Source organism: Coleofasciculus sp. C1-SOL-03 (genome assembly GCF_040220555.1).
Classification (GTDB): Bacteria; Cyanobacteriota; Cyanobacteriia; order Cyanobacteriales; family Coleofasciculaceae; genus Coleofasciculus.
The window spans coordinates 42,946-53,938 of sequence record NZ_JAVJUO010000119.1; the positions used below are offsets into that span (position 1 = coordinate 42,946).

Below are 10,993 nucleotides of genomic sequence, written 5' to 3' on the forward strand. Positions count from 1 at the left end.
CTTCCCCTATTTATTGTCTTGCTCCATAATCACCGCCCGACACAGTTTTGGCTTATCCTCGACTGGACGTGATCGCTTCCCCTGTTTATTGCCTTGCTCCATAATCACCGCCGACAAAACTAGACACCAATGGCTGCAAGTCATTCCTTTCCCATTTTGGCATTGGCTATCGCGAGCAACTTCTGTGTTGATCGTAGAAGAGATCGGTTGAAACCCACGCTACATCAAGGTTGAGCGCGATTGTACCCATGTAGGGCGGCTAAAAAATCGCGCCAAGCCGCACAGTGAGGCAGTTTCATTTTTTTGGCTGGGGGAACTTCAGTTTAATCAAAGGCGATGACAACTGTTTGATTTCGACTTAATCCTTGGTTTATTCGTTTTTGTTACCTCCCGAACGCTTTGTGTGAGTGCGCCTTTTTGGGTTACGGTTTCTGGGTGAGGGGTCTGACCCCTTAGTTAATTCGCCAACAGTATCCTTGAGTGCTTGGCGGATGTTGGGGCTTACTGACAAAGGTGTAAGCTATCAGTTAAAACTATAACAACGCTACCTTTATGGATTTTCTAGCCGTCATTGATGCTTTAGGGATTCAGTTGCAATCAGGTAGGTTTTGTGCATCATTAGATGAGTTTTACCAAGAGCGTTTGGCTGTCGCTAGACAGTCTGATAATTTCGGCGATCAAATTCCTACCTCTTCATAATAATTGCATCTGATTTGATAAACCTCTTTTCCTTTACCATTGTAGAGACGTAGCATGCTACGTCTCTACAAATTTGGGCGTGTTGATTACCACAAACCTAACTTAAGAGCCGGGAAATAAATTCCCGGCTCAAATTTAAAACCTGTTAAAGTAGGTTAAACTCTTTATCCTCTAAGAGTGTACGGATTTTACCAGACACAAAATAAAGTCCATGCAATTATGACGCCGCCTCCTAATACATTTTCAATTTCATTCTCGTTTAGCTCATTCAGAAAGCTTTCGGAATCTTGGAACAAAGCTGTACCAGTGGGACGCAAGTCAGAGATTGCAATACTAGCCATTTTCAATTTCTCCTAATGTTGATTAAGTGGATAAGGAATTAAACTTTCTATTGCTTAACTCCATTACTATAATCACGCATTTAAACTCTAAGATCAAGCTATAATCGCTCTTTAAAAAGACTTTATTATAAATATTTTTGTGATTTATTTTGTTAGTTATAATAATTTTTGGCAAAACTAGACATATTGAACCGCATATTTCAGGAAAATATTTTCAAAATTGTGTCTATAATTGTTGTCAGTAAACCAGAGAAAACAATTTTATCTTTTCGTCTTCGTTTGTATAGCAACACAACCTTGTATAGACGTAACACGCTACGTTTATACAAAGGGCAAGACAATTATTAGAGCGGAGGCAAAGACTACACAAAAAAAATAGCCCAAGAGTTAGCCTGGGCTGAAGTCGAACTATTACGGCTGAATTTATTATCCCATTCAGGAGATGGAGAATATTAATGATATGAATTTAACGGTATGTAGATGTCTTCTGAGTTGGCATTGAGATAGGCATACTGCCAGTCAATCCCCAAGCGGGAAAAGTGTTCAATGACACCGTTCATCCGAGCCTCTGGAGAGTCATCTCCGTTTTGCCAAGCTTGTACTAAGCTATTAGCCACAATTTGACAGCGGTTCATGCCAAAGCTTTCTCGATCAGTAAATTTGCAGTTTGGTTCTTCAGCTATACCTAGTCCCCATGCCAGTGGTTTAGTAAATAACGGGATTTCCGGCTGAAAATGCGCTTGGTTTTCGGAATAAACAGCCTGAAGTGTCAACCGAATCGCTTCATAGTTTTTTTTCTCAAAGTAAAGCACCCCTGAGTCGTAGGAGCCATAGTCACCTGGATTATACAAAACCTTGAAGCTGAACGGAATAGAGATTTCATTCAGCAGCCGCGTGAGAGCCGCCATGATGGCAACTGAACCTTCTGGAGTTATATTGAAGTAAATTCGCACAATAGCCGGATGACTATCTGAATGGTTGAGACTATATTGCCCCCCATTGCCAATAGCCATATAAAAGCCATTTTGCAGCAAATTTTTAGGCAGGCGGATAGCGACTGAATCACCAACAATAGCATTCTGCTGAGAGGGTTGAAGATGAGCTTCTCGCTCAACGTGCAACTTTAAACCATTCTTGTTCACAACCAATCTATCATCATTTTCCTCTCTTAAAACATACCAATCCATGTCAAAATAGCCGATGCCATTATTGCTTTCGTGCAAGCGATTGTAAAAAACTCTATCTACTCCCAGGAAGGTATTATTCTCTAAATCCAGTTGCCGAAAATTTGAATCTGTATCCGCTGCCAAGGTAGTTCGCATAGAACCATTATAATAAATTCCGTAAAGAAAACTCCGCAGTTGCAGACTCCGATATCGATTCTGGAATTCTAAAGGCATTTGTTCAAGGCGAGTGACTATCTCAGCCGACAATTCAAACGGTTTATAATCTGGATGGCGGATGCAGAAATTAGACTGAATTTTAACCTGGCTCACAATGTCTTGCAGAGTATCCCAAAGGTGCTGCTTTGCTCTAGCGGATTGTTGCGTTATCGGAGAATTAAGTAATTGCATAATTTTTTGTGACTAAATATCTTAGGCGGCAGACATACTTAACCGGGTGAGTTCAGCAGCATTAGTGCCAAAAATTGTCAGCATAGATTGATCGGGGCGGCATAACAAACTTTTAGCAACTTGCAGCACACAAATCCCTGTATTGCCCAAGGAAGCTTGGTTTTGGAGGATTGCCATAACTTGCCGAATCAAGCCAAAACCAGCGCACTGAACAACTCGCCGCAAAAAATCAGGGCAATGATCTAAAACGTCTTGAAAGTTATCTAAGTAAGCCTGAGTCAAGACAACAATAGAAGGCTGAATTTGTTCGAGGGTAATCACAGCTAGGCGCAGAGATTCTTCGATACTGACTGTGTTATTAATTAGCAAGCTGTTCAGCCAGATTTGCAGGTAGTTGGCGATTAGTGTTCCTACATCGAAAGCTGGGTGTCCGAAAGCTGATCGCTCCCAATCAATTAGCCGCACAATACTATCACTCGACTTGTGCCAATCATTGTGCAGGAGGATGTTATTTAGCTTTAAATCATTGTGTGTCACACAACAAGGTGCAAGAGTATTGCCTAGTTCTGTCATAGCTTGCCCAAGGCTATCATACCGTTGATAGAGGGCAATGAATTTGAGAACGTCTGGAGGAACCTGACCAAAAATTTCCGGTTCCACTCGTTCCAATTTATGAACCAGATATTGAACCTGATTAATCGGTGCATCTTTACGATTTTGCCAGAAAAAGTGCCGATAGTCCTCCCGGTTAAACGTGGCGCGATGAATAGCCGCCAGGGTGGTGCCAATAGACGCCGCGATCGCACTCGGAAAAATTGTCTCTTCGGTGTAGAATTCCATTACGTCCCGGTACTCGTCTAAGTAGCGGAATATGATGATTGATTCCCCCAGATCAAAATGCAGTACCTGGGGTAGATAGGGGTGAAGGGTAGCGAGTTCCCGAAAGTGCTGTACAAACTCCTGAATGCGCCATTCTTGTCCAAATTCTCCGGCTGTTTTCCCGTCCTGATTATACCGTTCTTGCTTAACGAGGAGTTTTTTACCGTCGGGTAAGGTGACTAAGAGGTTAAAATTTTTCGCCGCAACGGGTTTAATAATGAGCTGATTTTGGTTTTCTGGGGGACATAGCCCCAGGCGGATTAAATAGTTGGGGAGGTTAATTGAACTTAATTGCATCGTTGAATCAGTCTGACTTCATGAGTTCAGGGGTTGTCTTAGGTTTCATTTTATTTTCAATTCCGGGTTTGTGAAGGGTTGGCGGATGAATTAATTGGCGTAAATTTATAAAATTTTGTCTTTTGCCAGAATCCAGAGATATCGCCACAAATCCATAAACAGCGCCGGAATGCCAGCCGATGAAGGGGGTGACAGAGTTGCCTTTGGAGACGCTATCTGTTCTTTAATTTAAAAAATTATGTCTGATTAACTGCTGCGTTATCGGCAATCGAATTAGCACTTGACTTTTGCTGGGATTTTAGGTAATTTTATACAATGGGAAAATGTGCCGTCCTATAGACCCAGATCAACCTTAACCCGTAGGGTGGGTTAGGCAGTAATCAATTCAGGAAACAAACCCTTTAATTAAATATCTGCCGTAACCCACCGAGTTATCCTTTGCAACAGGTGAACCAACGATGAAGGTTTCTCAACACAAGTAATGGATTTCCCCTGAACGATAGGGGGGCGAGTCGATAAAATTAATGGATTTCCCCGTAACGATAGCGAGGGCGCAAGCATTGCGCCCCTACAAACAGGACACAGGACATAATAAAATAAATATCAGGTTGGGAATTACCTAAATCTCACATCTAGAGGGTGCTATGTTGACCATCAATCAAGGCTTACAGCGTCTAGGCTATTGGGACGCGATCGCAACATTCCTCATCATCTCTTGTCACCCGATTCTTGCCCAGATTCTGCCCGATTCGACATGAAGTTCTGAATGTTCCTCAATCCTACCGAGGTTCCGGTTGGGTTTGCAGATCACAGGAGTAATTGCGGCTCAAAAAAAATCGGATTAGGGGTTGATTTTGGGGGAGAGTTTTGGTAATTTTATATCATGGGAAAATATGCCGTCCTATAACCCCCAATTCACCGGAATCCGTAGGGTGGGTTAGGCAGTAATCAAATCAGGAAACAAACTATTTAATAAACTATCTGCCGTAACCCACCAAGTTATCCTTTCCCACAGGTGAACCAAAGAGGAGGGCGAGTCGATAACATTAGTGGATTTCCCGGTAACGATAGCGAGGGCGCAAGGATGGTGCCCCTACAAACAGGACACAGAACATAATCAAATAAATATCAGGTTAGGAATCACCTAAATCTCACATCTAGAGGGTGCTATGATGACCATCAATCAAAGCTTACAGCGTCTGATATATGGAAGCGCGATCGCCTCATTCTTCTTCATCCCCTGTTACCCTGTCCTCGCCCAGATTACACCCGATTCCACATTAGGCGCTGAAGGTTCCTCAATCCTACCCAATGGGGTGGTTATCGATGGAGTAACCGCCGATTTAATTCAGGATGGTGCTAGCCGAGGTTCCGCCTTATTTCATAGTTTTTTAGAATTTAATATTAACGAAGGACAACGGGTTTATTTTGCCAACCCTGACGGAATCGAAGCCATTTTTAGTCGGGTGACGGGAACTGATCCCTCGGACATTTTAGGGACATTAGGCGTCAACGGTGCAGCGGATTTAATCTTCATCAATCCCAATGGAATTCTCTTTGGCGAAAATGCTCAACTCGATATCCGGGGTTCCTTTGTCGGAAGTACAGCCAATGGGGTGGTATTTGAGAATGGCACTATCTTTAGTGCGACAAATCCCGAAGCGCCGCCATTGCTAACTATTAATGTGCCTTTGGGGTTGCAATATGGAAATCAGAATCCAGCCGCGATTACCAATTCTGGAAGTCTAGAAGTTGGGGAAGATTTAACTTTAGTTGGTGGAACAATTACCAGTACCGGACAATTAGCCGCCCCCGCCGGACATTTGGAGATAGCCGCCGTGAATGGAGATGCAACGGTGCAGGATGGGTTAGCGCAGTCAGCTATTTTATTGGCGAATAATAATTTAATTTTAGAGGAAAGTCAGTTAGTCACGGCTGGGGATTTAATCCTGTGGGCGGGGGATACGGTGCGGGTGCGGGATAGTGTAGAAACTCCGTTTATTGCCCATGCGGGTGGGAATCTTTATATTCAAGGAAATCAAGGCATTGATATTCTGGCATTGAATCATCCAGGAACGCCGTTTCAGAGTGGTGGGGATTTGAGTTTAGTGAGTGATGGGGTTATTTCTGGAGATGCTCATTTTGCCAGTGGGGGTCAGTTTGCGATTTTGAATTTAGCGGGAGAACCGGGGGAGTTTTGGAGTTACTATGACCCGATTATTAGTTCAGAAGGGGATGTGGTTTTGGGGGATTATACAGGGGTTTCGTTGAAGGTTGAGGCGAGGGGAAGTATTACCACAGGAAATATTCGGATTACGGGTGAAGATACGACATTAACACAGGGAGATGATCCGGATATTAAGATATTGAGAGAAAATCCTGCTTTAATTTTACGAGCGGGGGTAGACGAGTTAAAACATCCGCCAACGACATTGATTCCTGTTTATAGTGATGATTTTGAAGGAGACATTCCTGATGTATGGTCAAATACATCAACGGATATCACACCGAAAGGAAACCGTAGATTTTTGGGACGATTTAGCGGCAACGATGCTGCGACTTTGACACTCGATAATCTGCCACCACACAGCCAAGCCACAGTGTCTTTCGATCTATTTCTTATCCAATCATGGGATGGTAACGCCGAAGTTTGTTGTAATGGTTTGATAATTGGACCGGACATTTGGGAGTTAAGTATTACTGGTGGTCAAACACTATTACACACAACATTTAGCAATCCAGACTCCAACTGGTCTCCTAATCAAGCCTTTCCCAATGGATTTCCTGGTGGTGATAATCCTGGTCATACAGACGCTTCTGAGAAGAATTCACTCGGATATAAGTTCGGAGATGTTCTTAGCGATTCAGTCTACCAATTAAGCTTTACTTTTGACGACTTAGATAGTTCCCTTCAGCTTAACTTTTCTTCGGCTCTTCCAGGATACACAGGTATTCAGGATGAGAGTTGGGGACTAGACAATGTAAGAGTGTCAGTGGAGCCAATAGTTACCCATTCTACAGAAGTATCACCTGGAACCATTATCACTGGAAATCTTTCTACTCTAGGCGGACCCATCATTTTAGATGCAACCAGTGATGTTACTCTCAACGGCTCAATTAAAACAAATGGTGGAGATATTACTCTGGAAAGTGGTGGCATGATTGACACTAGAGCAGGTGAACTCACTTCCTATTCTAGAAACAATGGTGGAGCAATTACACTAACTGCCAACGGTGATATCAAAGCAGGTAGTATTACCTCTTCTGGTGACGTACTAGGCGGCAAGATTAATCTAATAAGCGATACAGGGATAATCTCAGTTGAAGGTCGCAGAACTATCCGCAGCTATACCTTTGGCACAAGCCAAGGCGGTGACATTAATATCACAGCACGGTCGATTTCTTTAACCAATGGTGCGCGAGTGCTAACGGGTTCATTTGAAGATGGAGTCGGGGGAAATCTCACAGTGAAAGCTTCCGAATCTGTTGAATTGAGCGGAACTTCACCCGATGGTCAAATTCTCACTGTCCTATCCACCTCAACGGGAGGAAGTCAATCTGCCGGAGATTTGACAATTGATACAAAACGATTAATTGTTCGAGATGGCGCGGTTGTGGGTGCTTCCACTTCTGGTGCGGGTCAAGGCGGAAATGTAACCGTCAATGCTTCTGAGTTGGTTGAACTGATTGGTACTTCGCTAGATGGGTTTCCCAGTGGTTTATTCACAGATACCACTGGTACAGGAAATGCCGGAAACTTGACCATTAATACCAGACGCTTGGTTGCTCGCGATGGGGCGGGGGTATCTGCTTCAACGTATAGTACAGGCAAAGGAGGAAATTTAACGGTAAACGCCTCTGAATCTATCGAACTTAGTGGTACATCACGAGATGGATTTGCCAGTGGTTTGTATGCTCAAGCATTTGGAGATGGGGATGCTGGTAACTTGACAGTTAATCACACCCAAAATTTAAATATCCGAGATGGGGCAAAAATTACCGTTGCAACTGGTACAGCCGCAGATGCTAGGGTTCCTAATGTTCCCTCATTTGACCTTGGTGATGATATCGTTCTCCCCCCCTTTTCACCTGATGCAACAGGCAAAGCGGGTAACACAGAAATTACGGCTGATTTTATCCGTTTGAATAACCAAGCTGCAATTATTGCTGAAACGGATTCCAGTGAAGGTGGTAATATTACCCTCAACGCCAACGATATACTACTCCTACGCCATAACAGTTCAATTTCCACCACCGCCGGAACTGCCCAAGCTGGCGGAAATGGGGGTAATATCCGGATTAATTCACCCTTTGTTGTCGGGCTTCCCTGGGAAAATAGCGATATTACCGCCAACGCCTTCTTTGGGAATGGCGGAAGAGTTGATATCACCGCCAACAAGATTTATGGACTCGAATTTCGTCCTCGCCTGACGCCCCTGTCTGATATCACCGCCAGTTCAGAATTTGGCGAACAAGGAGTTGTGGAAATCAGCACCTTAGAAATTGACCCCAATACCGGATTACTGCAACTCCCTCCCCCAGCTTCCCCACCCGAATTTGTCAATTTCTGTCAAGGGCGTTCTGACCAAACTCCCAGTCATTTTATCATTAGTGGACGCGGTGGAGTTCCGCCCACAATTTCCCAAGTAACGGGAACATATAATGTGTGGGAAGATTTACGTCCATTGACTCCCAGTAGTGATAACTCTCCGGCAAAAATTGAACCCGTAAGCCAGAGGAGTTCAAGGACAATAATTGAAGCCCAAGGCTGGATAAAGTTACCCGATGGCACAATCGTTCTCACCGCCGAAGCGCCCAATGTTACGCCGAATACGGGTTGGCAAAATCCGCTACATTGTCAGAGTGGTGTTAAGTGATGATTAACCCGTAGTGGCGTGGCACACCTTATTTGATGAATTAAGCATTAGCCCCGAAACTGTAGGGGCGCAAAGACTTGCGCCCGATTCAATCATCACATCTAATCCATCATTTTAGCTGTGTTAGCTGTAGGGTGGGTTAGGCGGTAATCAATTAAGAAAATAAACCATTTAATTAGTTATCCGCCGTAACCCACCAAGTTATCCTTTTTAATTAGTCGATCACGAAAAAGGAATGAAAATAATCTGATCTTCGTATTCTCCTGGCTGACTGCACAAAATAAAGAGTTCCAAATCATCAAGGATTTGTCCAATGGGAGCCGTGGCAATAACCTCGACAACTCCAGGCATTGGTAAACCCTGATTGATGCGATCGCCTGCATACATGATAATAGTGGCAACGTCATGGGTAAGCAAGATGCGCTCCTCGTTGGCAGCCCATTCCAGAATGGTAAGCTGTCATGCATTTAAATTGGGAATGGGTAGCGAGCAAGATGCTCGCACTACAAGGATTTCGCCATTATTGATATTAAGGTTTAAATGCCGAACAGCTTAGCATCATCAGTGTGCATCAGCCCGACATCCTGTACACGGACTACATCCAGCTCAGGCAAACGTCTGATTAGCCCACGCAATATGGCTCCGTTGAAGTTTTCGTCAGTCACAAGACGCATTTGATATCAACTTACTTGGGATTGATGACGAGCCAAGAGACGTTCTCGGAGATTAACCAAGTTATTGTCTTGAGTCAATTTTTGTCTGTACTGTTGAGCATTTTGGCGACGCTGCTCCAAGTAGTTATCAATCTGCTGGCGATGGGTGAGGTAGTAAGCGATAGTTGCATAAATCTCTGACAGACTAAGCACATCGTATTGGAGAGCAATTTCTTCGGGAGTAGAACCAGTGTGATAGGCAGCAAGTAGGCTGTCAAGGGTTACTCGGCTCTGACCGATACGGATACCCCCAGCTTCGTCCCATCGCAAGGGTGGAGCGGTAGCTTGAAATTCAACTTGAATGCTCATGGGATGGTCTTATCACAGAATTTGCTTCTTTGCTTTAGCTTACTTGAGTGCGACGCTTTTGCGTAGATAGGCTCCTCCCCCCAGTCTATAACCTCGATAAACTTGATTTTCTTGAGATCCCTTTTTTTAAGACAAAGGGGTTTTTATTTTACATATAATGTTATAACATTATTACAAGTAACTAAGACATTGAACATTAAAGGAGAACAACACCATGACACATCTACCCGCTGAAACCACTATCCAGCAAGCCTTAGCGGAATTGGGCATTACCCAACTCCTCGGGTTGATCAAGCACTACAGTGACATTGACTTCGATGCATCCCAAATGCACCTAACGGATGCTGAAGTCCAGGCGATCGCGCGGCTATTGATCCAGCAGTTGACCGCAAGCCTCAACGGTAAACTCATTGCTGGTACTTTAAATACTCTGCGTCATAGTGAAGAAATGGAGGAATTAACCGAACAATCAGGGCGGGTTTTGCAACCAGATTGGGTACAACAATTTGTGTTTGTCCCTAAACCCGCCCCTACACAATCAACACGCAACGATTTTCCCGGTGAAGATGATGACAACCCATACCGTTATCCCACCGATTCTGATCATGAACGAGAACCTCTATCAGTGCATAGCCCAACTGGACGCTATCATCCCCAAGGGCGACACAATCCCCGCCCAATTACCCAGCGTGAACAATACATCATTGACCTTTATTGTTACTGTGAATTAGGGATGACGCCAAGGCAGTTTTATTCCAAATGGGATGTCACCTATGAGCAACTTTCTCACATCTGTTCCCGTTCTCTGGGAATGGTTCAATGTTGGTTCAACCGAGGCAAAGGGTATTACCGCCCTCAACCCGTTGACTTGCGCCATTTGGCAATCCTGGATTTTTTGTTAGAGCATTTTGAAGAATTACCCCCATCCCTAATTGATCTACTCTGTTCTTCTTGACACTGAATCGGGGAGTCTAGAAACCTGATTCGGGGCGGGTGTAGGGTGCGTTAGCGAAGCGTAACGCACCTTTACATCTGGATACAACCACGAAGATAGTTGTGAAACCCGCTTAAGTCAGCCCTCTTACTCCCCTCTCCCGTGCAAAAAAAGCGAAGCATCCTCTGTCATCCCTCCTTGCAGGGGGGAACGAGGGGGGTTGGGAGAGCTCATAAGGGTAGGTTTTTTAAGATTGGGGTGGAGGTAAGACAAGGGAGACAGGTAGACCAGTAGACAAGGAAGAGTGAGAACGAAAAATCGGGCGTTTCGGCTTTTAGAAGTGAGTTTGACCGAACCTAATTTTGTACGG

General features: G+C 44.2%; 8 protein-coding genes. 3 read left to right on the top strand and 5 right to left on the bottom strand.

Annotated features, from left to right (window positions below):
• Positions 1-6: 6 nt before the first annotated feature.
• Positions 7-144, bottom strand: coding sequence for a hypothetical protein (locus RIE73_RS18875; protein WP_446402646.1), 138 nt, complete (start codon positions 142-144; stop codon positions 7-9).
• A 408-nt stretch (positions 145-552) separates the two neighbouring features.
• Between RIE73_RS18875 and RIE73_RS18880 the strand changes: the two genes are divergently transcribed.
• The gene (locus RIE73_RS18880; RefSeq protein WP_446402647.1) at positions 553-699 is read left to right on the top strand and encodes a hypothetical protein; all 147 of its coding nucleotides are present in this window, start codon (positions 553-555) and stop codon (positions 697-699) included.
• Positions 700-1,492: 793 nt separating this feature from the next.
• Here the strand turns inward: RIE73_RS18880 and RIE73_RS18885 are convergent.
• Both RIE73_RS18885 and RIE73_RS18890 read right to left on the bottom strand, forming a co-directional pair.
• A complete protein-coding gene (locus RIE73_RS18885; protein ID WP_446402648.1) occupies positions 1,493-2,614 on the bottom strand; it encodes a T3SS effector HopA1 family protein in 1,122 nt (373 codons plus the stop codon).
• Positions 2,615-2,635: 21 nt separating this feature from the next.
• Entirely contained in the window at positions 2,636-3,790 is a 1,155-nt protein-coding gene (locus RIE73_RS18890; protein WP_446402649.1) for an aminoglycoside phosphotransferase family protein, read from the bottom strand.
• Positions 3,791-4,959: 1,169 nt separating this feature from the next.
• On the opposite strand from RIE73_RS18890, the gene RIE73_RS18895 reads away from it, so the two are divergent.
• Positions 4,960-8,667, top strand: coding sequence for a two-partner secretion domain-containing protein (locus RIE73_RS18895; RefSeq protein WP_446402650.1), 3,708 nt, complete (start codon positions 4,960-4,962; stop codon positions 8,665-8,667).
• Between the two features lie 222 nt (positions 8,668-8,889).
• Here the strand turns inward: RIE73_RS18895 and RIE73_RS18900 are convergent, their stop codons facing one another.
• Positions 8,890-9,084: a hypothetical protein gene (locus RIE73_RS18900; RefSeq protein ID WP_446402651.1), complete on the bottom strand. Its 195-nt coding sequence runs from the start codon at positions 9,082-9,084 to the stop codon at positions 8,890-8,892.
• 263 nt (positions 9,085-9,347) lie between these two features.
• Entirely contained in the window at positions 9,348-9,689 is a 342-nt protein-coding gene (locus RIE73_RS18905; RefSeq protein WP_446402652.1) for a DUF433 domain-containing protein, read from the bottom strand.
• Between the two features lie 214 nt (positions 9,690-9,903).
• Here RIE73_RS18905 and RIE73_RS18910 point away from each other — a divergent pair, with 214 nt between their 5' ends.
• The gene (locus RIE73_RS18910; protein WP_446402653.1) at positions 9,904-10,644 is read left to right on the top strand and encodes a hypothetical protein; all 741 of its coding nucleotides are present in this window, start codon (positions 9,904-9,906) and stop codon (positions 10,642-10,644) included.
• Positions 10,645-10,993 lie beyond the last annotated feature (349 nt).

Excerpts from the sequence above, each read along its gene's own strand:
- RIE73_RS18910 (WP_446402653.1), top strand. The coding sequence starts at position 9,904 with ATGACACATCTACCCGCTGAAACCACTATCCAGCAAGCCTTAGCGGAA.
- RIE73_RS18880 (WP_446402647.1), top strand. The coding sequence starts at position 553 with ATGGATTTTCTAGCCGTCATTGATGCTTTAGGGATTCAGTTGCAATCA.
- RIE73_RS18905 (WP_446402652.1), bottom strand. The coding sequence starts at position 9,689 with ATGAGCATTCAAGTTGAATTTCAAGCTACCGCTCCACCCTTGCGATGG.
- RIE73_RS18890 (WP_446402649.1), bottom strand. The coding sequence starts at position 3,790 with ATGCAATTAAGTTCAATTAACCTCCCCAACTATTTAATCCGCCTGGGG.
- RIE73_RS18885 (WP_446402648.1), bottom strand. The coding sequence starts at position 2,614 with ATGCAATTACTTAATTCTCCGATAACGCAACAATCCGCTAGAGCAAAG.
- RIE73_RS18895 (WP_446402650.1), top strand. The coding sequence starts at position 4,960 with ATGATGACCATCAATCAAAGCTTACAGCGTCTGATATATGGAAGCGCG.
- RIE73_RS18875 (WP_446402646.1), bottom strand. The coding sequence starts at position 144 with ATGACTTGCAGCCATTGGTGTCTAGTTTTGTCGGCGGTGATTATGGAG.